General features: G+C 43.2%; 28 protein-coding genes. 16 read left to right on the top strand and 12 right to left on the bottom strand.

What is annotated here, in order from left to right:
- The first annotated feature begins 8 nt into the window (after window positions 1–8).
- From argS to GQ367_RS08160, 3 genes are read left to right on the top strand one after another with little or no spacing between them, the layout of a single operon-like run.
- The gene (argS, locus tag GQ367_RS08170) at window positions 9–1,769 is read left to right on the top strand and encodes an arginine--tRNA ligase (protein WP_215290470.1); all 1,761 of its coding nucleotides are present in this window, start codon (window positions 9–11) and stop codon (window positions 1,767–1,769) included.
- A 12-nt stretch (window positions 1,770–1,781) separates the two neighbouring features.
- Window positions 1,782–2,345 carry an SPOR domain-containing protein gene (locus tag GQ367_RS08165; RefSeq protein WP_215290469.1) on the top strand — a complete coding sequence of 188 codons (564 nt, stop codon included), beginning with the start codon at window positions 1,782–1,784 and terminating at the stop codon, window positions 2,343–2,345.
- 7 nt (window positions 2,346–2,352) lie between these two features.
- Entirely contained in the window at window positions 2,353–3,009 is a 657-nt protein-coding gene (locus GQ367_RS08160; RefSeq protein ID WP_215290468.1) for a thiol:disulfide interchange protein DsbA/DsbL, read from the top strand.
- Between the two features lie 49 nt (window positions 3,010–3,058).
- Here the strand turns inward: GQ367_RS08160 and GQ367_RS08155 are convergent, their stop codons facing one another.
- From GQ367_RS08155 to GQ367_RS08125, 7 genes are all read right to left on the bottom strand, one after another.
- Window positions 3,059–3,487 carry a nuclear transport factor 2 family protein gene (locus tag GQ367_RS08155; protein ID WP_215290467.1) on the bottom strand — a complete coding sequence of 143 codons (429 nt, stop codon included), beginning with the start codon at window positions 3,485–3,487 and terminating at the stop codon, window positions 3,059–3,061.
- Complete coding sequence (locus tag GQ367_RS08150; protein ID WP_215290466.1) at window positions 3,488–4,267, bottom strand: SDR family oxidoreductase; 780 nt, start codon at window positions 4,265–4,267, stop codon at window positions 3,488–3,490.
- Window positions 4,257–5,489 carry a cyclopropane-fatty-acyl-phospholipid synthase family protein gene (locus GQ367_RS08145; RefSeq protein ID WP_215290465.1) on the bottom strand — a complete coding sequence of 411 codons (1,233 nt, stop codon included), beginning with the start codon at window positions 5,487–5,489 and terminating at the stop codon, window positions 4,257–4,259. Before GQ367_RS08145 ends, GQ367_RS08150 begins: the two co-directional genes overlap by 11 nt.
- Window positions 5,486–6,259, bottom strand: coding sequence for a DUF1365 domain-containing protein (locus tag GQ367_RS08140; RefSeq protein ID WP_215290464.1), 774 nt, complete (start codon window positions 6,257–6,259; stop codon window positions 5,486–5,488). Before GQ367_RS08140 ends, GQ367_RS08145 begins: the two co-directional genes overlap by 4 nt.
- A complete protein-coding gene (locus GQ367_RS08135; protein ID WP_215290463.1) occupies window positions 6,256–7,587 on the bottom strand; it encodes an NAD(P)/FAD-dependent oxidoreductase in 1,332 nt (443 codons plus the stop codon). Before GQ367_RS08135 ends, GQ367_RS08140 begins: the two co-directional genes overlap by 4 nt.
- Before the next feature lie 110 nt (window positions 7,588–7,697).
- Window positions 7,698–8,501 carry a GTP cyclohydrolase FolE2 gene (gene folE2 / locus GQ367_RS08130; RefSeq protein WP_215290462.1) on the bottom strand — a complete coding sequence of 268 codons (804 nt, stop codon included), beginning with the start codon at window positions 8,499–8,501 and terminating at the stop codon, window positions 7,698–7,700.
- Window positions 8,501–9,025, bottom strand: a complete 525-nt coding sequence (locus tag GQ367_RS08125) for a glutathione peroxidase (RefSeq protein ID WP_371818559.1) — start codon at window positions 9,023–9,025, stop codon at window positions 8,501–8,503. The genes folE2 and GQ367_RS08125 overlap by 1 nt, the downstream gene beginning before the upstream one ends.
- A 305-nt stretch (window positions 9,026–9,330) precedes the next feature.
- Between GQ367_RS08125 and GQ367_RS08120 the strand changes: the two genes are divergently transcribed.
- Genes GQ367_RS08120 through rfaE2 form a run of 3 tightly spaced genes read left to right on the top strand, consistent with a single transcriptional unit; the run spans window position 9,331 to window position 12,348 of the window.
- A complete protein-coding gene (locus GQ367_RS08120; protein ID WP_215290460.1) occupies window positions 9,331–10,296 on the top strand; it encodes a MerR family transcriptional regulator in 966 nt (321 codons plus the stop codon).
- 1 nt (window position 10,297) lies between these two features.
- Window positions 10,298–11,824: a cryptochrome/photolyase family protein gene (locus GQ367_RS08115; protein WP_251370158.1), complete on the top strand. Its 1,527-nt coding sequence runs from the start codon at window positions 10,298–10,300 to the stop codon at window positions 11,822–11,824.
- Window positions 11,825–11,844: 20 nt separating this feature from the next.
- The gene (rfaE2, locus tag GQ367_RS08110) at window positions 11,845–12,348 is read left to right on the top strand and encodes a D-glycero-beta-D-manno-heptose 1-phosphate adenylyltransferase (protein ID WP_215290459.1); all 504 of its coding nucleotides are present in this window, start codon (window positions 11,845–11,847) and stop codon (window positions 12,346–12,348) included.
- Here rfaE2 and GQ367_RS08105 read toward each other — a convergent pair.
- The 3 genes from GQ367_RS08105 to GQ367_RS08095 are packed head-to-tail and all read right to left on the bottom strand — an operon-like array spanning window position 12,313 to window position 14,131.
- Window positions 12,313–12,564: a hypothetical protein gene (locus GQ367_RS08105; protein ID WP_215290458.1), complete on the bottom strand. Its 252-nt coding sequence runs from the start codon at window positions 12,562–12,564 to the stop codon at window positions 12,313–12,315. The genes rfaE2 and GQ367_RS08105 overlap by 36 nt on opposite strands.
- Window positions 12,564–13,352, bottom strand: a complete 789-nt coding sequence (locus tag GQ367_RS08100; RefSeq protein WP_215290457.1) for a type III pantothenate kinase — start codon at window positions 13,350–13,352, stop codon at window positions 12,564–12,566. Before GQ367_RS08100 ends, GQ367_RS08105 begins: the two co-directional genes overlap by 1 nt.
- Window positions 13,349–14,131, bottom strand: a complete 783-nt coding sequence (locus GQ367_RS08095; RefSeq protein ID WP_215290456.1) for a biotin--[acetyl-CoA-carboxylase] ligase — start codon at window positions 14,129–14,131, stop codon at window positions 13,349–13,351. Before GQ367_RS08095 ends, GQ367_RS08100 begins: the two co-directional genes overlap by 4 nt.
- A gap of 26 nt (window positions 14,132–14,157) precedes the next feature.
- On the opposite strand from GQ367_RS08095, the gene GQ367_RS08090 reads away from it, so the two are divergent.
- From GQ367_RS08090 to lipA, 6 genes are read left to right on the top strand one after another with little or no spacing between them, the layout of a single operon-like run.
- On the top strand, window positions 14,158–15,246 hold the full coding sequence (locus GQ367_RS08090; RefSeq protein WP_215290455.1) for a VanZ family protein: 1,089 nt from the start codon (window positions 14,158–14,160) through the stop codon (window positions 15,244–15,246).
- 8 nt (window positions 15,247–15,254) lie between these two features.
- Window positions 15,255–15,566 (top strand): ferredoxin, encoded by a 312-nt coding sequence (locus GQ367_RS08085; protein WP_215290454.1) that lies wholly within the window; start codon window positions 15,255–15,257, stop codon window positions 15,564–15,566.
- On the top strand, window positions 15,567–16,286 hold the full coding sequence (locus GQ367_RS08080; RefSeq protein ID WP_215290453.1) for an alpha/beta hydrolase: 720 nt from the start codon (window positions 15,567–15,569) through the stop codon (window positions 16,284–16,286). It abuts the gene before it with no gap.
- Between the two features lie 2 nt (window positions 16,287–16,288).
- Window positions 16,289–16,561 carry a DUF493 family protein gene (locus GQ367_RS08075; protein WP_215291931.1) on the top strand — a complete coding sequence of 91 codons (273 nt, stop codon included), beginning with the start codon at window positions 16,289–16,291 and terminating at the stop codon, window positions 16,559–16,561.
- A gap of 3 nt (window positions 16,562–16,564) precedes the next feature.
- On the top strand, window positions 16,565–17,212 hold the full coding sequence (gene lipB, locus GQ367_RS08070; RefSeq protein ID WP_215290452.1) for a lipoyl(octanoyl) transferase LipB: 648 nt from the start codon (window positions 16,565–16,567) through the stop codon (window positions 17,210–17,212).
- A complete protein-coding gene (gene lipA, locus GQ367_RS08065) occupies window positions 17,209–18,162 on the top strand; it encodes a lipoyl synthase (protein ID WP_089514854.1) in 954 nt (317 codons plus the stop codon). The genes lipB and lipA overlap by 4 nt, the downstream gene beginning before the upstream one ends.
- 40 nt (window positions 18,163–18,202) lie before the next feature.
- Here lipA and GQ367_RS08060 read toward each other — a convergent pair whose 3' ends face one another.
- Complete coding sequence (locus tag GQ367_RS08060) at window positions 18,203–18,703, bottom strand: TlpA disulfide reductase family protein (protein ID WP_251370157.1); 501 nt, start codon at window positions 18,701–18,703, stop codon at window positions 18,203–18,205.
- A gap of 59 nt (window positions 18,704–18,762) precedes the next feature.
- Here GQ367_RS08060 and GQ367_RS08055 point away from each other — a divergent pair, with 59 nt between their 5' ends.
- Together GQ367_RS08055 and GQ367_RS08050 are read left to right on the top strand one after the other, a co-directional pair.
- Entirely contained in the window at window positions 18,763–19,347 is a 585-nt protein-coding gene (locus GQ367_RS08055) for a hypothetical protein (protein WP_215290450.1), read from the top strand.
- A gap of 6 nt (window positions 19,348–19,353) precedes the next feature.
- Complete coding sequence (locus tag GQ367_RS08050) at window positions 19,354–20,619, top strand: MFS transporter (protein WP_215290449.1); 1,266 nt, start codon at window positions 19,354–19,356, stop codon at window positions 20,617–20,619.
- A gap of 4 nt (window positions 20,620–20,623) precedes the next feature.
- Here GQ367_RS08050 and GQ367_RS08045 read toward each other — a convergent pair whose 3' ends face one another.
- Window positions 20,624–20,875, bottom strand: a complete 252-nt coding sequence (locus GQ367_RS08045; RefSeq protein ID WP_251370156.1) for an accessory factor UbiK family protein — start codon at window positions 20,873–20,875, stop codon at window positions 20,624–20,626.
- Between the two features lie 251 nt (window positions 20,876–21,126).
- Between GQ367_RS08045 and GQ367_RS08040 the strand changes: the two genes are divergently transcribed.
- Together GQ367_RS08040 and GQ367_RS08035 are read left to right on the top strand one after the other, a co-directional pair.
- Window positions 21,127–21,909, top strand: coding sequence for a TorF family putative porin (locus GQ367_RS08040; protein ID WP_215290448.1), 783 nt, complete (start codon window positions 21,127–21,129; stop codon window positions 21,907–21,909).
- A gap of 24 nt (window positions 21,910–21,933) precedes the next feature.
- A complete protein-coding gene (locus GQ367_RS08035) occupies window positions 21,934–22,272 on the top strand; it encodes a P-II family nitrogen regulator (RefSeq protein ID WP_089514849.1) in 339 nt (112 codons plus the stop codon).
- The last annotated feature ends 10 nt before the right edge of the window (window positions 22,273–22,282 follow it).

The following is a 22,282-nucleotide window of genomic DNA, read 5'->3' as shown; positions in this document are numbered from 1 at the left end:
GAACTTCTATGCTACCAGCCATTAAAAAACAAATTATTTCATTGATGCAAGATGCCTTGGCTCAGATAGCCAAAGAGCGAGGCATTGCTGATTCCCTACCAGAACCTCATGTTGAGCGCCCAAAGGTTGCTGAGCACGGAGATTTGGCAACTAATATTGCTATGCAGTTATCTAAGGCCTGGAAAGCCAACCCTAGAGAATTGGCTCAGGTATTTGTTGAGAAATTATTGAATCAATCGGGCGCTAAAGAATTAATCGCGAGCGCTGAAATTGCTGGTCCAGGATTTATTAATTTACGTTTAACCCAAAATGCTCGTTTACAGGTGATCGGCAAGATCTTCGCCGATGGCAATTGTTATGGTCAGCAAGCAGAGTTGGGTAAAAAAGTATTGGTTGAATTTGTTTCTGCTAATCCAACGGGCCCCTTGCATGTGGGGCACGGTCGCCAAGCAGCCTTAGGCGATGCTCTATCTAATATTTTAAGAACTCAAGGTTGGTCTGTTCATAAAGAGTTTTATTACAACGATGCTGGTGTCCAGATACAAAATTTAGCTATTTCTGTTCAGGCAAGAGCAAAGGGTCTTAATCCTGGTGATCAGAATTGGCCAGAGTCTGCGTATAACGGCGAATACATTGCAGATATTGCAAAAGACTATTTGGCAAAGGCCACTGTGGCTGCTTCAGATGGTCAGCCCGTTCATGCTGATGGCGATATCAATAATATTGAATCTATTCGACAATTTGCCGTGGCGTATTTGCGCAAAGAGCAAGACATTGATCTGAATTCCTTCGGGGTGCAATTTGACTGCTATTACTTAGAGTCATCTTTGTACAGTGATGGTAGTGTGGCATCGGTGGTGGCTGATTTGGCTTCTGTTGGTAAGAGTTATGAAGCTGAAGGCGCTCTTTGGTTGCGCACAACGGATGATGGCGATGACAAAGATCGCGTCATGAAAAAATCAGATGGTAGCTACACTTATTTTGTTCCAGACGTTGCTTACCATGCGAGCAAATGGTCACGAGGCTTTACTCATGTGATCAATATCCAAGGCAGTGATCATCATGGCACGATTGCAAGGGTTCGCTCTGGCATCCAGGGTGTTGCACAAAAGCGTTCTTGGGATATCCCAAAAGATTACCCTCAGTACGTGCTGCACAAAATGGTCACCGTGATGAAGGGTGGCGAAGAGGTGAAGATCTCTAAGCGCGCTGGCTCTTATGTGACTGTGAGAGATCTGATTGAGTGGTCAGGTGGTGTGACAACTGAAATGAATGATGTTGAGCGTCAAGATGCAATTCGTCGTGGCAGAGATGCTGTTCGATTCTTCTTGATATCTCGTAAAGCTGATACTGAATTTGTCTTCGATGTTGATTTGGCATTAAAGCAAAATGATGAAAATCCTGTTTTTTATGTGCAATATGCGCATGCCAGAATTTGTTCAATTTTGAGGCAGTGGGCAGGAGATGAGTTGAGCCTTAAGTCAGCCTCTCTGCTTGCGCTTGATAGCCATGCATCAAATATGCTTTTGACGCGTTTGTCTGAGTATTCTGAGGTATTGGCTGAGGCTGCAAAGGATATGACACCTCATTCCTTGGCATTTTATTTAAGAGATTTGGCCAGCGATTTCCACACTTTCTACAATGCGGATAGAGTATTGGTTGACGAAGAAAATATTCGCTTGGCGCGCTTGGCTTTACTCTTAGCAACCAAGCAAGTGATTGGCAATGGATTGGCTATTTTGGGTGTTTCTGCACCTGAAAAAATGTGAGGAGTTAATGTGATGAAGAACAATAATCAACGCTTGTCTCTAGAGGCTGGCTCTTCAGGTGGAACCCTGATGGGTTTTGTGCTCGGCTTATTGCTGGGTTTGGCAATTGCTGTTGGTGTTGCCATCATGTTGACCAAGGGAGCGCCGGAGCCAAAATTAAACCTCAGAGCGCCAGAGGCTGTCAGCAAAGCAAAGCCTGTTGAAGCAATTGAAGAGGGTGAAGTTCAAGTTGAAGATAAGCCTAATTTGAATAAGCCATTACAAAGTAAAGTGCCACTACCAAGTGAGATGGCCCCTAAGGATCCAATTGCCTCAATCGCTGCGGCAACTCAAGGCCCTGAATATTGGTTACAAACTGGAGCGTACAAGAATCAAGAAGAAGCTCAGCGCCAAAAAGCCATGCTAGCCATGCAAGGTTTAGAAGCCCTTATTTCTGAAAGGGAATTAGACGGTGCCCCTCTTTGGCGTGTACGTGTTGGCCCATTCGTGGGGCAAAATGAAGTGACTCAAACAAGGGCCAGACTGCAAAGTGCAGGCGTTCCTTCTACAATCATTCGCATCAATAAATCAAATTAATGCTTATATGAAAAACATCAATTTATTCACACTGATTAGAAATATTTTCTTTGGCGTTCTCTGTCTCGGATTTTCTAATGTGGCACTCTCTCAAGCAAGACCAATTGAGGAAGGCTTCGACTATCGTGTGATGCCAGTTGCTCAGGTAACTGAATCTAAAGGCAAGATTGAGGTTTTAGAATTTTTTTGGTACGGCTGTCCGCACTGCCATGATTTTGAACCTGAATTGAGCGCATGGATTGCCAAGCAGGGTAAAGATGTTGTGGTCAAAAAAGTGCCGGTTGCATTTAGAGATGAGTTGCTGCCACACAGCCAGTTGTTTTATGCCTTAGATAGCTTGGGCAGAAATGATTTACATGCCAAAGTCATGGTGGCAATGCATGTTAACAAGAAGAAGCTTTTAGCAGAGGCTGAGATAGCTGATTGGGTTGCTAGCCAAGGAATTGATCGCCAAGCTTTTTTGAAAGCATTTAAATCATTCACAGTCACATCAAAAGCAAGAGCAGCCAATCAAATTGCCCAGGCGTACAGAATTGATGGCGTCCCAACAGTTGCGGTACAAGGCAAGTATTTGACATCACCATCAATCGCCGGCGGATCAAAAGTCAGAGCGACTCAAGCCATGGATTTCTTAGTGAACAAGGTCAGGAAAGAAAAGAAATAAAACTCAAGACTTATTAAATTAAGTACTTGTTTAAATCTTTATATGGGCCCTATTGACGGGCCCTTTTTTTTAGCCAGCGCATCAGCGCACCCAGAACTGGAATTTTTTCATAAAGCTCTTCAGCTGCATCCCAATAATCGCGGTGCTCTGTGATGAGCAGCGCTTCATTGAACGTCATCCAAGTGCAACCTCTGATGACTTGATCAAGGTTTGGTGATTGCTTGAGTTGGAAGATGAACTCCCAGATTAAACAGGCATGAGAGCCATTCTCTAGGGTGTTTTTAATCACAAAGCGAGGATTGTTCACTTGCGTGAACATGTGAGTAAAAATGTGTCTGATATCAGCATGCCCTTTAACTTCATTAAAGGGGTCTTTGAAAAACGCATCTCGTGAGTAAAGAGCCACCAATGAATCAATGGTCTTCGGTGAGACATTTTCAAACTGCTCAATCACTCGTTGGATGTGCTGACTTGTCATTTAAATCTTGATGAATTTTTTGATGAGGAAGAAATAAACTGGGTAAGGTAGCAAGCGTAAAAATTTTAAGAAAAATGAAAATCTCTTGGGGAAGTGAATATCAAATTTCCCCGCTTGAATACCATCCAAGATTTCTTCAGCAGCTTCTTTGGAGGTGATCAAGGCTGGCATCTCAAAATCATTTTTAGCAGTTGCCTCTGTTGCCACAAAGCCCGGATTGATCATATAAACAGCCACGTTCTTTGGCTTTAGATCGTAATAAAGGGTTTCGCAAAAATTGATCATCGCTGCCTTACTTGGGCCATAAGCAAGAGATTGTGGCAAACCACTGTAACCAGCAACACTGCTCACAATTGCAATGCCACCAGATTGTTGTTGGATGAAATCAGGCAAAGTGATTGAGCAGGCGCTCATCGCACCAATGATGTTGGTGTTGATGATGTCAGTGGCTTTGGCCAAATAAAAATTATCGGCACGCATGGGTTCATAGATGCCAGAAACATAGAGGAGCAAATCGATGCCACCCCATGCTTGTTTGATTGATTGGTAGGTAGAAGTCAGCTCATCATTGCTTTGCGCATTGGCTGGCAAGCAAAGTGTTTGATCGGCAGGCCATTTATCTTGAATGGCTTTGAGCTTGTCCATGCGGCGCGCACTGAGTGCAACTTTGGCGCCATGACTCAGGAAAGCCTGGGCGCAAGCTTCGCCGATGCCACTCGATGCGCCAATGATCCAGACCCGCTTGTTATAAAAACTGATAACTCGCTGATTAAGCGCCATTTTCGTCAGGCTTTCTCAGTGTGAATTGAATAACATCCGTACTCTTCTCAGCAAAACCTGCGGCACAGTACATCAAGTAAAGGTTCCATAGGCGGATGAACTTTTGATCAAATCCTTGTGCTTTGATGGCGTCTAGTTGCTGATTGAACTTTTCATGCCACATCACCAAAGTTTTTTGATAGTCCTGCCCAAATCGATAGACGGCTTCAGTGATAAGACCTTGTTTGGCAGCGGCTTCTTTGAATTTTTCTTCTGAAGGCAACATGCCACCAGGAAACACGTACTGTTGAATGAAGTCAGAGCTATTGCGATATTTCTCAAATAAGTCATCGGCAATCACAATGGTTTGAATGCAGGCTTTTTTGCCAGGCTTTAAGCAGCGCTTGATCATCTCGAAATAGCTTGGCCAATAACTTTCGCCAACAGCCTCAAACATTTCAATTGAAGCAATGCCATCGTACTGTTCTTGATGATCTCGGTAGTCTTGTAACAAAATTTGATGCTGACCCAAATCTTTTGCCTGAATTCTTCCGCCACGCTCGCGCGCATATTTGGCTTGCTCTTCAGAGATGGTCAAGCAGTCAATGTTGACGCCATTCAAGCAGGCTTGCTCCATGAGGCCGCCCCACCCACAACCCACCTCAAGAATTTTTTCTCCAGGAGCAACACTGAGTGATTGAATGATTTTTTGATATTTGGCAATCTGTGCTTCTACCAAAGGCGTGTCTTTGCTATCAAAGCAAGCACTTGAATAGGTCATACTCGGGTCTAGCCAAAGAGCGTAAAAAGCGTTGCCGATGTCGTAGTGCGCATGGATATTTTTTTTGCTGCCCGCTTTGGTGTTTTTATTGAACCAATGTTTGATGCGATAGCCTAAGCGACCCCACCAATTGCCATAGATGATGGTCTCAATTTCTTGTCTATTAGCCAATAACAATCTAAGCAGAGCCAAAAGATCAGGTGAGTCGCAAAGGCCCTTGATATAACTTTCTGCAAAGCCAATGTCACCAGATTTCAAACAAGCTCTGCAAACTTCCCAGTCATGGATCTGAATGGTTGCTTCGATACCAGCGTGTGCGCCTTTAAAGGTGAGTTGCTCTCCTTCAGGGCTGATTACTTGTAATTGACCAACTTGGATATTCTTTAAAAGTGAAAGAACGGCCTTGGCGTGCCAAGGCAAGCTTGGCAAGAAACCATCGATGGTATTGGTGTTTGAACTCATTTACTCACTTCCGTAGAAGGTGGTGTTGGCTTGCTATGAAATTGGACACCTTTTAACCATAAACGTAAAGCTTGCCAATGAATTCTGACAATCACTCCAATGCTCATGGCTGGATATCTAATCGCAGACCAAATGATACTTTTTAAATTAATTTCTCGTTCGATCCCATTAACGCTGGTGATCAGGAGGGGGCCTTGGTCATGATATTCAATCCGAGCAACGTGTTGCCCAGAGCCAGCTTTTGAGAAGAATCTGAAATGGTATTCCCCTTTGACTTCGCAAAAGGGGGATACATGGAAGACCTTATTGGATAAAAAGCTTTGGCCCCATTGAATGGCTTGGCCGTCTGGGTTGCTCAAAAGATAGCAATGTCTCTCGCCAAAGGTGTTGTTGACCTCAGCCAAGATGGCTTTTAACTCTCCTGAGCGATTTTCAAAAAACCAAAAACTGACTGGATTGAAAACATAGCCTAAGACTCTTGGGAATGTTTGTAACCAAACTTCTCCATCAATATCGGTGATGCCTTCGCTTTTGACTAGAGCAAGAGCCCATGCAAGAGAATCATTCTCACCCCTGCCGTGGTCTTTGTCATAGAAAGTTAACCAAGAAAGCTTGTTGTCGCCCAAGCCAATTTGAGAAATCCCTTTTGGCTTGGTTTTTCTCTGACGCATCGGTATGCGCAAGGTAAAGACAGAATAGGCAAACTTATTAATAGCAGGTTTTAGCCGAGCATGTCGAACTTGACCAAAACAAATTTTTGCAATGCTCATGCTGATAGTGGTGTTTTTCTCGGAGATCTTAAAATTTCCTGGATTGCTTCAGCAACAAGTTCGCCCGAACGCAGGCCATCTTCATGGAAGCCATAACCAGTCCAAGCACCACAGTACCATGTATTGTTCGAACCTTGTATTAAAGATAGGTTTTGTTGAGCAAGAATGGCTGCTTGATCAAATACGGGGTGTGCATACTGAATGTCTGCATGAACTGTTTCTGCTTTAGGTTCAGTCACAGGGTTCAAGCTCACGATCACTGGCTGATTGCCCCAGCTTTCAGGCAATGGCTGCAGTTGGTTGATCAAATAGTTAACGCACACTTCTTGATCTTGAAGGTTTTCACTTCGGGTGCTTGCATAGTTCCAAGCCGCCCAACATTTTTCTTCTTTTGGCAACAAAGAACTATCCGTGTGCAAAACGGCACGATTCGCTTGATATTTAACTGAGCCAAGAATATTGTTTTCTTGAGTGCTTGCATCTGTTAAAGCCTCAAGGGCTTGATCACTGTGGCAAGCCATGACCACATGGTCATAACTGATGGTGCCATGAGCAGTGCTGATGTTGACGTTATTCGCATTTCTTGAAACAGATGTGACGTGCTCACGAATGAATGAGCCACCATTCTTTTCAATATGAGCACATAATTTTTTGACGTACTCTCTTGAGCCACCTTTGACTGTTAACCATTGAGGTCTATCAGCGATTTGAATCAAGCCATGGTTAAAGCAAAATCTGATCATGGTTGCAATTGGGAATGCCAACATTTGTGACACTGGGCAAGACCAAATGGCGCCAACCATCGGTAAAAAATACCAATCTTGAAATTGCTGACTAAAGCGATGTTTTTTAATAAATTCGCCAACCGTTAAATCAATCTCATCCAATTGTTTATCTGCAGCCAATTTTGTACAGATTCGATTGAATCGAATGATGTCTTTGACCATGCGTAAAAACGAAGGGCTCAAGATATTTTTTCTTTGCGCAAACAATGAATCAATGCTGGTGCCTGACCACTCAAGTACATCACCGTTTTGTTTTGGGATGGACACAGAAAAAGACATGTCAGATTTGGCAATCTCTACGTCAATTTCATGAAATAGACGAATCAATCTTGGATAGGTTCTTTGGTTGAAGACTAAAAACCCTGTGTCTACACCATGGCTCACTTTGCCCAATGGGGTATCCAGTGTTAGATCAACTGTATTGCTGTGCCCGCCAATGTGATTGCCACCTTCGTAGAGAGTGACTTCGCAATTATCTAGTTTGCTAAGAGCATATGCGCAGCCAAGGCCCGATATGCCAGCGCCAACGATGGCTATTTTCATGAGACTCTTTCATTGGCTTTGAATAAGAAAACCACAAGACACCCCTGAGCATAAATAAGGGAGGGAGAGAAACTGCGCTCAGCGGGCTTCATGTCTTGTGGTTAAAAGGGTTAATGAGTGTTTCTTTTATCTTTGGCTAACCATGCATAAGCAGAATGGTTATGGATAGATTCAAAATTTTCTGATGACACTTCATAGGCAATTACTTTTTCAGAATGATCTAGTGCAACAGCAATATCGCGGACCAAATCTTCTACAAATTTAGGATTGTCATAAGCTTTTTCAGTGACGTATTTTTCGTCTGGGCGTTTCAATAGGCCCCATAGTTCGCAAGAAGCTGCTTGTTCAGCAATTTTGATCAAATCTTCTGCGTCCATATTTTCAGTGATCTCAGCAGCAATCACGATGTGTGAACGCTGATTGTGAGCGCCGTACTCAGAAATTTTCTTTGAGCAAGGGCACAAGCTTGTTACTGGTACTTGTACTTGAAGCGTGTAACGTAGAGCGCCTTTTTCAAAAGCTGCTTTGATGTGTAAGTCGTAATCAAGCAAGCTCTCAACACCGGACACTGGTGCTACTTTATTTAAGAAAAGTGGCATCTTCATATCAATGTGACCTTCTGTTGCTTCAAGGCGGTCAAGCATGGTGCTCATCAATGTTTTGACAGAATCAAATTCAAGGGGCGCATGTTGATTTTGTAGAACTTCCAAAAATCTAGACATGTGAGTGCCTTTGACATCTGATGGCAACTTAACAGTCATATCAATCATCGCAACGCTCGCCTGTGAGCCTGCTTTGGTTTTAATCTGGACAGGATGACGCACAGATTTAATGCCAACTTTTTGAATCACAATGTTGCGTTCATCATGACTTGCTTGAACATCAGGAAGGAAAATCTTTTCTGGGGCATTCATTACGGTTTCTCCTGAAGTAACTTTTCAAGTTGAGCAACTAGCTTTGAGCTCGTGGGTGATGTCATGCTGCTGTATGCGTCAATCACATTGCCTTGACGATCGACTAAATATTTGTAGAAGTTCCAACGAGGTTTGGTACCCGTTTGTTCAATCAAATGTTTGAAAAGCGGATTGACATTCGGGCCAGTCACAGATGATTTGGCAAACATCGGAAATTTCACGCCATAGGTATTGTGGCAAAAATCAGCGATCTCTTTATTAGATCCAGGCTCTTGTTTGCCAAAATCGTTGGAAGGAAAGCCAAGAATCACCAAACCTTTGTCTTTGTACTGGCTATAAAGCTTCTCTAAGCCGTCATATTGGCTTGTAAAACCACAATAACTGGCTGTATTGACGATGAGAACCACTTTGCCTTGGTATTGGCACAGATTCTGAGGGGCTTCGTCTTGAAGTCTTAGAAAGGTATGGGACAGCGTTTTTGAACAATTCATGGCAACAGCATCCTTTGGCCAAAAAGACCACATGAGAATGATCAACAGAAGGGCTGTAAAGGCCATTCTGTAAAAATGAGCCCCCAGGCTTTTAACTGCCTGTTGTGGGGCCCTGGATCTGCTCTCAGTTCCGACCATCATTGGGTTTGTCTCCTCGACCCATTCTTTTAAGTATTTGTTGTTGACCATGGACAACTATTAGTTTTGTCTAGGGCAAATCAACAATGTGTTGCAATATTAAGCATAAATCAAAATAAATGCAAATTATGTCTAAGACAGTGTAGAATTTACTAGTCGATACCTCGTATTAACTTGGCGACAAACCTGAGTTTCCCCTTATGAATGTTAGATTTAACAACTTGCCGGACATGTTGAGCATCGCTGCAGTCGAGCGTGACACTGGCATTGCTAAAGACACACTTCGGGTGTGGGAAAGACGCTATAACTTTCCGATGCCACTTCGGGATAAGAATGACGATCGCGTTTATCCGGCCGATCAGATCGAAAAACTTCGAATTTTAAAAAGATTATTAGACTCAGGATTTCGTCCTGGGCGCATCGTGCCTCTACCAATTGAGGCGCTCAAAGAGTTAAGCTCTAGAAGCAATCAAGCGGCAGAAGTCAGTTCTCATTCTTTATCGATGATTTCTCAAGAGGAAATGGATCGGTATTTAGATTTATTGAGATCTCATCAAACTGAAGCCTTGAGATTGGCACTTTCTACAACTTTGATGAAGATTGGCTTGGACCGCTTTGTGATTGAAGTGGTTGCACCGCTCATTAGAAATATTGGCGAGTACTGGGCCAATGGCAAGTTAGAGATCCACGAAGAGCATTTGTTCACAGAGCAAATCAAGCATTTGTTGAGAACAGCAATCAATTCAGTGCCACGTGGCCACATTGGTCAGAACGAAGAGTTGGCCAGACCAAGAATTTTATTAACAACATTCCCACAAGAGCATCACAGCTTAGGTCTTTTGATGGCTGAAGCATTGATGGCTTTGGAGGGATGTTCTTGTGTGTCTTTGGGAACGCAAACACCGATTCTTGAAATTGCTCAAGCAGCCAGAGCTCAAAAAGCAGATGTGATTGCCTTGTCGTTTTCATCACAAATGAATCAAAACCAAGTGGTCGATGGTTTGAATGAGCTCAAGTCAAAGTTGGCCCCAGGCATTGAGTTGTGGGTGGGTGGCGAGAATCAGGCACTTCGCAAGAGAACGCCTGATGGAGTGACTGTCATGACTGCGTTGCAAGATATTTCTGCGAACGTCAAAGGTTGGCGTTCAAAGCGCTCAGACAGCTAATTTGAAAAAACTTGTTTTAGTTTTAGGTGATCAATTAAAGGCCGATAGTTCGGCCTTTAATCATTTCGATGTGGCAACCGATGAAGTGATCATGGTTGAGTCAGAGTCCGAGGCTAATTATGTTTGGACACATAAAGCAAAGATCGCTCTTTTCTTATCGGCGATGCGACATTTTGCAGAAGTATTGAAAAAGAAAAAATACACGCTGACCTATGTGAAGGAAAGTAAATCATCCATAGTCTCTGTCCTTAAAGAACATATTCAGAAACATCATTTCACTCATTTGGTTTGTGTTGAGCCTGGCGAATGGCGCTTAAGAAAAGAGTTGCAAGATTTAGCCAGTGAGCTTGGGATCTATTTGACGATTGAGCCGGATGATCACTTTTATTGCGGCTTTGATGAATTCAAAGCATGGGTGGGCGATAAAAAAGAAATCAGACTTGAATACTTTTATCGCTACCTGCGCAAAAAACACAAGGTCCTGATTCAAGCCAATGGTGAGCCAGAAGGCGATCAGTGGAACTTTGACGAGCAAAACAGAAAGCCTTATCCCAAAAAGGGCCCAGGACAAATCACTGAACCCATGTGGTTTACGCCTGATGCCATCAGTAAAGAAGTGCTGGCTTATGTTGAGTCAACATATCCCAAGCATCCTGGAGAGCTCGATAGCTTTGCATGGGCCGTGACCAGAGAGCAGGCTTTGTTGGCCTTGAATCATTTCATTGAATATCGCTTGCCTCTATTTGGAACTCATCAAGATGCCATGTGGACCAATACACCTTTTGGTTGGCATTCCATACTGTCAACATCGCTGAACTTAAAGCTGATTGATCCCAAAGAAGTGGTTGATGCCGCCATTCAGGCTTATGAAATTAAGCAAGTATCTTTGAGTGCCGTTGAAGGCTTTGTGCGTCAAATATTAGGTTGGCGTGAATTTATTCGAGGCATGTATTACTTGGATATGCCAAAAATGGCAGAGGATAATTTTTATCAGCACCAACGACAGTTACCCAAGTGGTACTGGACTGCTGATACCAAAATGGCCTGCATGAAAGATGCCATTGGGCAAACTTTGAAATATGGTTACGCATACCATATACAACGATTGATGGTGACGGGTAATTTTGCTTTGTTGGCTGAACTATTGCCTCAGCAAGTTTGTGAGTGGTATCTCGCCATTTATGTGGATGCCATTGAATGGGTGGAGTTACCCAATACGGCTGGCATGGCTCTGTTTGCCAATGGTGGCAGATTCACCAGCAAGCCCTATGTTGCGAGTGGCGCATACATCAAAAGAATGAGTAATTATTGTGAGTCTTGCTCATATCAGTCTAGTCAACGATATGGGCCAGATGCCTGCCCCATGACAACCTTGTATTGGAATTTTTTAATCAATCATCGAGCAGAATTTGAGAAAAATCCAAGAACTCGTTTGATGACGGCCAATCTGCAGAAAATTGATGAGAAAGAGCAGCTCCTGATCAGTCAGCATGCTCAAACAATCTTAAATAATTTAGAAAATATCTAGTCGGTTGTAAGATGTCGCTTATGACAACGCCAAACCTTGATAAATTACCGCTGCCAGCATTTGAGAAGAAGATTTGTTCTGTAGAGAATCTGCAGGAAGCTTTGGCTCGTTTGCCAAAACCAATCGTTTTCACAAATGGTGTGTTTGATATTTTGCACAGAGGTCACGTGAGTTATCTAGCTCAAGCTAAAAGCCTTGGGGCTAGTTTGGTGCTGGGTGTGAATGCAGACAGTTCTGTGCGCATGTTGGGCAAGGGAGACGCAAGACCGCTCAATGCTCAAGACGACCGCATGGCTTTATTGGCTGCTTTAGAGTCTGTTGATTTGGTGGTGATGTTTGAAGAAAAAACACCGGTTGAATTGATTGCTAAAGTAAAGCCAGACATTTACGTCAAAGGCGGCGATTATCAAATGGATGATTTAGCTGAAACAGCTTTGGTCAAAACTTGGGGTGGAAAAGCGTATGCGATTCCATTCATCCACGATCGATCAACGACGGCTCTTGTCAACAAGATCAGGGCTTGATTGATTGCTTGGGCCTAATTGAGCTGGGCTGAGAATTTTGATTTGATCGTTTTCTTGAATCGTCGCTGTTGATTGTTGTGTTGATCCTTGAAACGCAGTTTCAACCCAAGAATTAATGGTGCTTTGAGCTCTAAAAGAGTTGGCAGTAATTTGTAGCCACAGCAAAATCACGATGCTGATTGCAATGATCAAAAGAGTTTTTAGTTTCTTGCTCATCAAGATAATCCCATCTTATTCCAGGCCAAAAGTCCCTTAAGCACCAGCTGCTCCTCATGATGAATTGTTAATGATGAGCCAGAGTCTTTTAAATAGCCAATTAATTTTTTAGCGTTACCGCCAGTGACTATCATGAGGTCCAGGGTCATTTTTTGATTCTTCACATACTCTTGCGCCATCATGATGGCGCCAACATGACTGGCCAAAATTCCCTGATAGATGCCATCATTGGTGTTGGTGCCTATCTTCAATGATGAAGTTTGATCCTCAGTTGATACATTGGGCAGTTGAGCGGTGTTTGCATTAAGGGCACTGGTCATCAAGGACATGCCTGGAAAAATCCAGCCACCCATGTGTTGGGTTGGTGTGATGAGGTCGATGGTGGTCGCAGTTCCAACTCCAACCACCAAGATATGTTTGCCAGGAAACATCTCATGAGCGCCCAGTGCCATCGATCTTCTATCGGCACCCAATTGCTGTTCCTCATCGTATTGACTGCCCAGATGTTTTATTGCTGATGTGCCATTAATTTGAAACCATGCTGCTTGGGACATGATTGTTTGGCAATGTTTCTTAAGGGCCAAAGTTTTATCTTCACTGATGACACTGGAGCAAATGATTTTTTCAATGATTTGATTTTTTGATAATTGATCAAATTGACTCAATTGATTTGGTGAGTCATGAGTACTAAAGCCTTGTTCGGTGAAATCAGAGCTCATGTCACCATGGCTCGGTGCTAAAGCCCATTTGAGTCGGGTGTTGCCGAGATCAATCAATAGGATGCTCATGGTTTTGCCTTTAAAGAAACATCACCGCTGATAACTTTTTGTATTTTATTGTCAGATTCAATGAGTAAATGACCTTGAGCATCAACACCTCGCTCAAGACCCTCCAACTGTATTTGCTCATTTTGAACGATGGCGCAGGTTTGATTTTTATAAATATCCCAAGAGTTCCACTCATCTTGAAACTTCACAAATGAATATTGCTCAAAGACTTCAATGGTTTCTGCCAATTCTTTGAGGATGGCAAGCCACAAAACATCAGCATCCATCGATTTAATTTGGCTGATTTGATCTAAGCTGGCAATCGGACGTTTGATGCTGTTTTCAAGATGCTCATCTGCAGTCAAGTTAATGCCAATACCGATCACAATCCAAGTTGCTTGCGATGCATTTAATTGACCGCCTTCAAGTAGCATGCCAGCCAATTTTTTATCATTCAAGAAAATGTCGTTTGGCCATTTGAGACCTAAGCCTAAGTTCTTTAAGTCTTCCTGAGAAATTCCGGTGGCCTGACTGATGCCTTTGATCACTGCAAGTCCGCAAGCAAGGCTCAACCCTGAGAGTTCAGCAATGCTTTTCTTGAAAGGATAGGCAACTGAGAAGGTCAAGGCTTGCTTTGCATGGCTGACCCAAGTTCTGCCAAGGCGACCCTTGCCAGATGTTTGGGTGATGGCTTTTCTGGCGATGGGCTCCCATAGCTCACCAGCTCGCCACCTGACCATCAAGTCTTCATTGGTTGAAGGACTTTGATCAATACTTTCTAAGATCCAATTGATTGCCATTTCATTATTGTAGGTACTATGTGGTTATGACAGGAAATTTTCAGAGACCTCAACGCCTAAATTGGCCTGATTTGCCAATGCCAACCGCAAGGATGGCATGCCTGTCATATATTTTGTTGATCATTTATGCCAGCATTTATCCATTTAATTTCAATGTCAGTGTGGGCGCCACCTATTTGGATTGGATGTTTGCGCCAATCCCCCAATACATCACTTCGTTTGATGTCTTCACGAATATCTTAGGCTACATCCCGCTGGGATTTTTAATTGTTTTTGCCGTTTATCCTCGCCTGAAATCGTATCGTGCACTATTGTTCTCCATCATCGTTGGGGCATGTCTTTCCGGAGGCTTAGAGTCTTTACAAACTTGGCTGGTCACTCGAATACCCAGCAATGTGGATTGGTGGGCCAATATATCTGGTGTCGCAATAGGTGCACTGTTTGCTATCACCTTGGATCCAGCCTGGCTTTCTGGAAGTGTGTTTCAAAGAAAGAGGATTGAATGGTTTGGTGTTCGATCTAGCGGCATTTTGCTATTAATGGCATTCCCGTGGGCGCAAATTTATCCTCAAACAGCTTGGCTGGCCATGGGCGGGCTTGCGACCAAGTGGCCTAATTCCATGCCTTGGACGAGCACGTTTAATTTCGCCACGATTGAAATCGCCACAACCATGTTGGCCTGGATTTTTGCTGGTATCAGCATTGCATTGACCATGCGCAAGGGTGCGCCAAAATTACCACTGCTGTTTTGCTTGCTGGTCACCACCATTATTTTGAAGGGCTTGTTTTCGGGCATGCAGTTTGGAGCCGATAAAAGTTTTTCTTGGTTAACGCCACCTGCATTGTGGGGAATGATTTTTTCAACAATCCTGTTATTTGGGGCTTTGCAGTTGAACAGGGTTTATTTGTATTTGATGGCGATTTCCGCTCTACTCGGAATGCTTTTCCTGGTGAATTTCTTTCCGCAAAACCCATACTATTTGGTGACCATCCAAGAGTGGCGCCAGGGTCGATTGCTGCACTTTAACCATTTGATGTCATGGTTGGCCTGGATTTGGCCAGTGGCAGCTTGTTTATCTTTAATAAAAGGCTTAAAACTCAAGTCGTCTATATAATTTTCACTATGAGCCACTTTAAATACCACTTATTCTTTTGTTTAAACCAGCGTGAAAACGGCAAGGACTGTTGTGCTCAGCACAATGCTCAAGGACTCTTTGAGCATGCCAAGATCCGTTGCAAGGAGTTGGGGCTGTCAGGTGAAGGCAAGGTGAGAGTGAATAAAGCGGGATGTTTGGATCGCTGTGCTCATGGCCCCGTGATGGTCGTTTACCCAGAGGGAATTTGGTACACCGCTATCGATCAAAGTGACATTGATGAAATCATTGACACACATTTTGTTAAAGGCCAAGTGGTTGATCGTTTAAGGATTGATTAAGTGAATCGAACCATCAAAATTCATTTAAAAGGTCCAGCCGGAATCATTGAGGCATCCTTGGATTTGCCTGAGGGTTTGAAACACGACCCAGCAAATTTTCGTCCAAGAGGCATTGCTTTGGTCGCGCACCCTCATCCTCTTTTGGGTGGCACGATGGATAACAAGGTAGCGCAAACCTTGGCTCGTACTTTTGCACAATTGAATTATGTGACCGTCAGGCCAAACTTCCGAGGAGTTGGCGCATCCGAAGGTGTGCATGATGATGGCAAGGGTGAAACCCAAGATTTATTGGCGGTCATTGCTTGGATGAAAGATTCTTTTGGCTGGCAAGAGATTCCAGAACTAGAGGGACAGGGCTGGCCATTGTTGGTTGGTGAGTTACCGTTGGTGATGGCAGGCTTTTCTTTTGGCAGTTACGTCAGCAGTTATGTTGTGAAGCATTTAGAGGAAATGCAAATGCCACCTGAGCGACTCATCATGGTCGGTTCTGCAACTGGTAAGTGGGATGTTGCGCCAGTGCCTAAGAATACGATCGTGATACATGGTGAGGTGGATGATGTGATTCCTCTATCAAGTGTTTTGGATTGGGCCAGACCTCAAGAGTTGACCGTTCAAGTGATACCAGGAGCGGATCATTTTTTCCACCGCAAACTACATTGCATTCGAGATTTGATCGTGAGCGCTTTTCATGGTCAACCTGATCCAAGGGCTGATCGATGAGTATGGATATACCAGCAGAAGAATCACTGATCAAATACCCTTGTGACTTTCCCATCAAAGTCATGGGCAAGTCTGTTCCAGGGTATCGAGAGGCAGTTGAGAATGTTGTTTTGCAGTTTGATAAAAATTTTGATATCAAGACCACTGAATGCAGACCATCAAAAAACGGTAATTATTTGGGCCTGACAGTGACTGTTCACGTCACAAGCCGTGAACAATTGGATGAGCTTTATAGAACTCTATCGACCCACCCAATGGTGAGTGTTGTTTTATAAACAATGACGATCATCATTCGCCAATTAGGTTTGCAGGAGTATTTGCCAACATTTGAGGCGATGAAAAACTTCACGGCGCAACGCACCAGTGAAACACCCGATGAACTTTGGATTTTGCAGCATCCGCCAACCTACACCTTGGGTCAAGCTGGCGATGCAGCACATTTACTTCAGCCTAATACACAAATACCATTGATTCCGATTGATCGAGGTGGCCAGATCACTTATCACGGCCCTGGGCAATTAGTCATTTATCTATTATTGGATTTGCGACGCAGACATCTGTTTGTTCGAGATTTGGTTCATCGCATAGAGCAAGCCATCATTGATACCTTGGCGGATTTTGATATCGCAAGCCAAAGAAAAGCTGGGGCGCCGGGTATCTACCTGGCTACTGAGCCAGTCATCCCTACAGAGCTGCATGGAGCAAAAATTGCTGCCTTGGGTCTGAAAGTGACCAAGCAATGTTGTTATCATGGGCTGGCACTCAATGTGGATATGGATTTGAAGCCATTTTTGGCAATCAACCCCTGTGGTTATGAGGGTTTAAAGACAATTGATATGAAGAGTCTTGGGGTGAGCGACAATATCGACATTGTGGCAAAAAATATAGTGAGCCATTTATCTCAACAATTAGAGGTGCGGTCATGACCAAGACCTACGATCCAAATCAAAAACAAAAATCTGCTGATAAGACGTCGCGCATTCCAATCAAGATTGTGCCAATTGAAGAGGTCTTAAAAAAACCTGATTGGATCAGAGTGAAGGCTGCCTCTGGTAATTCTCGCTTTAATGAAATCAAAAAGATTCTTCGCGAGAATCAATTGGTGACCGTTTGCGAAGAAGCCAGTTGCCCAAATATTGGCGAGTGTTTTGGTAAAGGTACTGCAACATTCATGATCATGGGTGATAAATGTACGCGCCGTTGCCCATTTTGCGACGTCGGTCATGGCAGACCAGACCCTCTTGATTTAGAAGAGCCTAATAATCTTGCTAAAACAATTGCAGCGCTAAAACTATCTTATGTGGTGATCACCAGTGTGGATCGTGATGATCTTCGCGATGGCGGTGCTCAACATTTTGTTAATTGCATCACCAAGACAAAAGAATCATCACCTCAAACAAAAATTGAAGTTTTAGTTCCAGACTTCAGGGGTAGACTTGAGAAGGCTTTGGACATCTTCAATGATGGTTTGCCAGATGTGATGAATCACAACTTGGAGACTGTGCCACGTTTGTACAAAGAAGCGCGACCTGGCTCAGACTATATGCACTCTTTGAAGTTGTTAAAAGACTTTAAGGCACGCTATCCACATGTTTCAACCAAGAGTGGTTTGATGGTTGGTCTTGGTGAAACTGATGAAGAAATTTTGGAAGTGATGAAAGATATGCGTGAGCATGACATCGACATGTTAACCATTGGCCAGTACTTGGCGCCATCAGGGCATCATTTACCTGTGCGTCGTTATGTTCACCCTGACACATTTGCCATGTTTGAAAAAGAAGCTTATGCGATGGGCTTCACTCATGCAGCGGTTGGTGCGATGGTTAGATCAAGCTATCACGCAGACGAACAAGCCCACAAAGCAGGCGTTGTTTAATTAATAATCTTTGGCAGGTGGATTACTCGCTAGCTCGAAACTAGCTTTTATCTGCCAATGATTTTTCTAGTAACTTGTGGAAGTCATTCCACTCAGGCTCACCAACATAGCGTTTGATGATTTTTCCTTGCTTGTTGATCACAAGTGTCGTTGGGGTCAGCTGAATTTTCCCAAATGCTTTTGCAGCACTTCCATCTGAATCCATGGCAACAATGAATGGCAGTTTACGGGTTTCAGCAAAGTTCACCACGTACATCGGTGGGTCATAAGACATCGCCAAGGCGATGAACTCTAAGCCTTGTGATTTGTACTTTTCATAGGTGTTGACCAAATCAGGCATTTCTTTCACGCAAGTCACGCAGCTGGTTGCCCAAAAATTAATCACTGTGACTTTCCCGGCGATATCAGCTTGAGTCAAAGTTTTTCCTGATATTTCAGAAATCTTGAATGCTGGTACAGATTGTTGGGTGTCTGATGAGCAGCCTGATAAGAGACTGAACACAGAGATGAGGCTAACTGCTAAAAAGTGTTTGATTGTCATAAATCTGCTGAAGTGATGTTGTATGGGCATAATCTTATTTTATGCAAATTAAACAAATCATGTTGCGAAATTTATTCCTCATTCTTGGGGCATTACTGACCCTCTCTGCTTGTTCTCCAACTTTGGATTGGAGAACCGTTCGTTCGGATGATTTGCTCTATGAGGCCTTGTATCCAGGCAAGCCGAGTCGTGCTGAAAAATCAATCATGTTTGATGGTCAAAAACTGACCATGACGATTGAAGCTTCTAAAGTCGAGAATTCACTTTATGCGGTTGGGGTTATTAATATTCCTAAAGACATCAGCCAAAAAATCGACATCAATGGCTTGTTGAAATATTTGCAAACAGGCATGTTGAGTAATTTGAAGAACTCTCCGGCGCCTGTTGAAAAGACGATGATCATTAAGACTTCCGGACAAGACAGCATTAATTTGACTGCTAAAGAGTTCTTAATCCAAGGCGATGGTCCGGATGCCAAAAAAAGATCATTGAGATTTAGGATTGTGCAGCGCCAGTTTCCTGATGGTCAAATTCAAATTTATCAACAAAGTCTTTTGCAAACAATCAGCAGTGATGTATCGATTGAGAAGTTGATTCAGACAGATGCTCACGAGATGTTCTTTTCTGGGTTCAAGCCTTACTAAGTGGCCATGAGTCATTCCGCTCCAGCTTTGCCGATGAAGGGTGCTTTAGCACTCAAGGTTTTTATCGTTTTTGCTTTTGCTTATGTTTTGTCATACGCATTCCGTTCTGTGAATGCAGTGATTGCTCCTGAGTTGATGGCAGATTTGCAAATCAGCAATGCTCAGTTGGGGCTTTTATCAGCCGCTTATTTCATTGGATTTTCAGCAATGCAAATACCTTTGGGTATTGCGTTGGATAAATTTGGTGTCAGAAGAGTAGAGAGTATTTTGTTGTTGATGGCTTTGGCCGGCACACTTATTTTTGCTTTTTCAGATTCGTTGCTTGGTTTAACAATTGGCCGCTTATTGATCGGTGTTGGTGTTTCAGCCTGTTTGATGGCAGCGTTCACGGCTTACCGCCGTTGGTTTGCCATAGAGCAGCAAGGACAGCTTGCTTCAGCGATGTTGGTGTTTGGCACAGTGGGCGCTTTGATGACAACGGTCCCTGTTCAATTTTCTCTGCCTTACATTGGTTGGCGCGGTGTGTTTTTAGTGATGGCAGTATTGGTCTTGATTGGCTTTGTTGGCATTCGTTTTGGTTTGCCAAAATTTGACGATCATCCTCATGTCAATAATGAGCCTTTGAGTAGTGATCATCAGTCAATTGGTTTGAAAGATATTTTTTTAAATCCATTCTTCTTAAGAATGTTGCCAGTCGGTGTGATCAATCATGGTGGCTTTTTAGCTTTGCAAACACTTTGGATTGGTCCATGGATGATGGACGTGCTGGGTTATAGCTCGGTTGAAAGTGCGCAAATTTTATTTTTATTCAATGGTGTGATGTTGTTGGGATATGCCTTCAACGCTTGGTTCATGCCGCGCGCCAATCGTCAGGGTTTCCAAACTCTGACTTACATGAAGTATTTATTGGCTATTGGTTTGGTAGCGCAGTTGATCGCGATGACTTGGCAAATTCAATTGAGTTGGATTTTGTGGATTGTGTTGGCCATCTCTGCCACGGGTCATATTTTGGGTCAGAGCATTGTGATCACAGCATTTCCATCGCGCAATGCGGGCTTGGCCAGTACCAGTTACAACTTATTGATCTTTGTTGGAGCTTTTATTTTCCAATGGAGCATTGGTTGGGGCATTGATCTGATGGCTGCCCAAGGCTTTGCAAAGCCAGATGCATTCCGCCAAGTCTTTTTGGTATTTTTAGTTCTGCAAGTGATGTCATTTATTTGGTTTTTATATTATCCAAAACCTTTGAAGCATCACTTGGCAGCTAAATAAACAATCACTTCTTTTCTAAAGCGTTGACCTTTGCTTCAAGCTCTTCTAATTTGGCGCGAGTTTTAGCCAAGACTTGTGTTTGTAAATCAAATTCTTCGCGAGTGACCAAATCTAGTTTCTGAAAGCCTTGGGTCATTAAGCCGCGAACATTTTTTTCTAAGTCTTTTGCCGGTGATTGGCGAATCGCATCGCCCACTTTGCTTTGCATGTCATTGGCAATGGTCTGCATTTTTTCCATGATGTCTTGCGGCTTCATAATGTCTCCAGAGGTATTTCTTCAATAGTATCTTTTTACCAAAGTTATGAGAATGCCATGCACCAATACGGTGCTTCATTTTGGTGCATAGGGTGCATCCCTAAATGGTGCAATGAAGCATTCATGACTGATCAATAAATCAATATGGTATATAAGTGATTGTTTATATTGATATAAATAAAACTGGCACGGCTTTTGCTTAATATCTTTGCAAGGAATTTCCCTTGGATTGTTTATTAGGAGTGCAACACATGAAAACTTACTTAACTCTCTCAGCGATCGCTTTGGCAGCAGCTGCTACTTTATCTTCTGGCACAGTATTGGCTCAAGCCGCAGCCCCTGCGCCTGAATTTACTATTACAGGTAACTTTGGTGCGGTGAGTGACTACCGTTTCCGTGGTCTACAACAGAATGATGGAAGTGGTGCTATTCAAGGTGGTTTTGATGTGGCTCATAAATCTGGATTTTATTTGGGTACTTGGGCATCAAATGTAGATGACTGGGCGTCAGGTACTAACTCACAGGGTCTTGAAGTTGACTTATATGGCGGGTACACAACAGAAGTTGCTGGAGTTGGTGTTAACGTTGGCTTGATTGCTTACAAATATCCAGGAAACAGTTCATATACAAGTGATACTGAAGAGGCCTTTGTAGGTTTCACATATGGACCGGCTGTATTCAAAACTTCTTACACATTGGGTAAAAATTATTTTGCATCAACATCAAGTGGCCAAGATGCAAGTGGAACAATTTATTACGATTTAACATTAAGCCAAGAAGTAGCGCCTAAGTTAGTTGCATCAATCCATGCTGGATACACTGATTACAAATTAGATACAGCTGCGTCTAAAGTTTCTTACTCAGACTACAACGTTGGTTTAACTTATGACTTGAATGGCTTCATTCTTGGAGCTAAATATTTTTGGAATGACGTAAGTGCTGGTACTAAATCATATGCAAGTTCAGCTGGAAGTGATACAGGTACAAAACTTTACAAAGACGGCTTCGCAGTTTCAGTTCTTAAAGCATTCTAATTTAGCGATCTCACGGAGAAACCTATGAAATTAATCACAGCAATTATCAAGCCTTTCAAGCTTGACGAAGTGCGTGAGGCGCTATCAGAAGTTGGCGTTTCAGGCATTACCGTTACTGAAGTTAAAGGCTTTGGACGACAAAAGGGTCACACTGAGTTGTATCGCGGTGCTGAGTACGTTGTTGATTTTTTGCCTAAGGTAAAAATTGAGGCAGCAGTGGATGATGGCATTGTTGAGCGCGCCATCGAAGCGATCGAAAAATCAGCAAAAACCGGCAAGATCGGTGATGGCAAGATTTTCGTGTCATCTATTGAACAAGTTATCCGCATTCGCACCGGTGAAACCGGTCAGTCTGCTCTTTAAAGCGAGGTAT

This window comes from Polynucleobacter sp. MWH-CaK5 (genome assembly GCF_018687615.1).
Lineage (GTDB): Bacteria > Pseudomonadota > Gammaproteobacteria > Burkholderiales > Burkholderiaceae > Polynucleobacter.
The sequence above is the reverse complement of the archived record's forward strand: the minus strand, read 5'-3'. Positions and strand labels throughout refer to the sequence as shown.

Coding starts and splice junctions, on each gene's coding strand:
- GQ367_RS08060 (WP_251370157.1), bottom strand. CDS start 18,703: ATGACAATCAAACACTTTTTAGCAGTTAGCCTCATCTCTGTGTTCAGT.
- GQ367_RS08150 (WP_215290466.1), bottom strand. CDS start 4,267: ATGGCGCTTAATCAGCGAGTTATCAGTTTTTATAACAAGCGGGTCTGG.
- GQ367_RS08140 (WP_215290464.1), bottom strand. CDS start 6,259: ATGAGCATTGCAAAAATTTGTTTTGGTCAAGTTCGACATGCTCGGCTA.
- GQ367_RS08040 (WP_215290448.1), top strand. CDS start 21,127: ATGAAAACTTACTTAACTCTCTCAGCGATCGCTTTGGCAGCAGCTGCT.
- GQ367_RS08155 (WP_215290467.1), bottom strand. CDS start 3,487: ATGACAAGTCAGCACATCCAACGAGTGATTGAGCAGTTTGAAAATGTC.
- argS (WP_215290470.1), top strand. CDS start 9: ATGCTACCAGCCATTAAAAAACAAATTATTTCATTGATGCAAGATGCC.
- GQ367_RS08035 (WP_089514849.1), top strand. CDS start 21,934: ATGAAATTAATCACAGCAATTATCAAGCCTTTCAAGCTTGACGAAGTG.
- GQ367_RS08160 (WP_215290468.1), top strand. CDS start 2,353: ATGAAAAACATCAATTTATTCACACTGATTAGAAATATTTTCTTTGGC.
- GQ367_RS08100 (WP_215290457.1), bottom strand. CDS start 13,352: ATGAGCATCCTATTGATTGATCTCGGCAACACCCGACTCAAATGGGCT.
- GQ367_RS08055 (WP_215290450.1), top strand. CDS start 18,763: ATGTTGCGAAATTTATTCCTCATTCTTGGGGCATTACTGACCCTCTCT.
- GQ367_RS08095 (WP_215290456.1), bottom strand. CDS start 14,131: ATGGCAATCAATTGGATCTTAGAAAGTATTGATCAAAGTCCTTCAACC.
- folE2 (WP_215290462.1), bottom strand. CDS start 8,501: ATGAATGCCCCAGAAAAGATTTTCCTTCCTGATGTTCAAGCAAGTCAT.
- GQ367_RS08120 (WP_215290460.1), top strand. CDS start 9,331: ATGAATGTTAGATTTAACAACTTGCCGGACATGTTGAGCATCGCTGCA.
- GQ367_RS08050 (WP_215290449.1), top strand. CDS start 19,354: ATGAGTCATTCCGCTCCAGCTTTGCCGATGAAGGGTGCTTTAGCACTC.
- GQ367_RS08135 (WP_215290463.1), bottom strand. CDS start 7,587: ATGAAAATAGCCATCGTTGGCGCTGGCATATCGGGCCTTGGCTGCGCA.
- rfaE2 (WP_215290459.1), top strand. CDS start 11,845: ATGACAACGCCAAACCTTGATAAATTACCGCTGCCAGCATTTGAGAAG.
- GQ367_RS08085 (WP_215290454.1), top strand. CDS start 15,255: ATGAGCCACTTTAAATACCACTTATTCTTTTGTTTAAACCAGCGTGAA.
- lipB (WP_215290452.1), top strand. CDS start 16,565: ATGACGATCATCATTCGCCAATTAGGTTTGCAGGAGTATTTGCCAACA.
- lipA (WP_089514854.1), top strand. CDS start 17,209: ATGACCAAGACCTACGATCCAAATCAAAAACAAAAATCTGCTGATAAG.
- GQ367_RS08045 (WP_251370156.1), bottom strand. CDS start 20,875: ATGAAGCCGCAAGACATCATGGAAAAAATGCAGACCATTGCCAATGAC.
- GQ367_RS08145 (WP_215290465.1), bottom strand. CDS start 5,489: ATGAGTTCAAACACCAATACCATCGATGGTTTCTTGCCAAGCTTGCCT.
- GQ367_RS08165 (WP_215290469.1), top strand. CDS start 1,782: ATGAAGAACAATAATCAACGCTTGTCTCTAGAGGCTGGCTCTTCAGGT.
- GQ367_RS08125 (WP_371818559.1), bottom strand. CDS start 9,025: ATGTGGTCTTTTTGGCCAAAGGATGCTGTTGCCATGAATTGTTCAAAA.
- GQ367_RS08090 (WP_215290455.1), top strand. CDS start 14,158: ATGACAGGAAATTTTCAGAGACCTCAACGCCTAAATTGGCCTGATTTG.
- GQ367_RS08105 (WP_215290458.1), bottom strand. CDS start 12,564: ATGAGCAAGAAACTAAAAACTCTTTTGATCATTGCAATCAGCATCGTG.
- GQ367_RS08075 (WP_215291931.1), top strand. CDS start 16,289: ATGGATATACCAGCAGAAGAATCACTGATCAAATACCCTTGTGACTTT.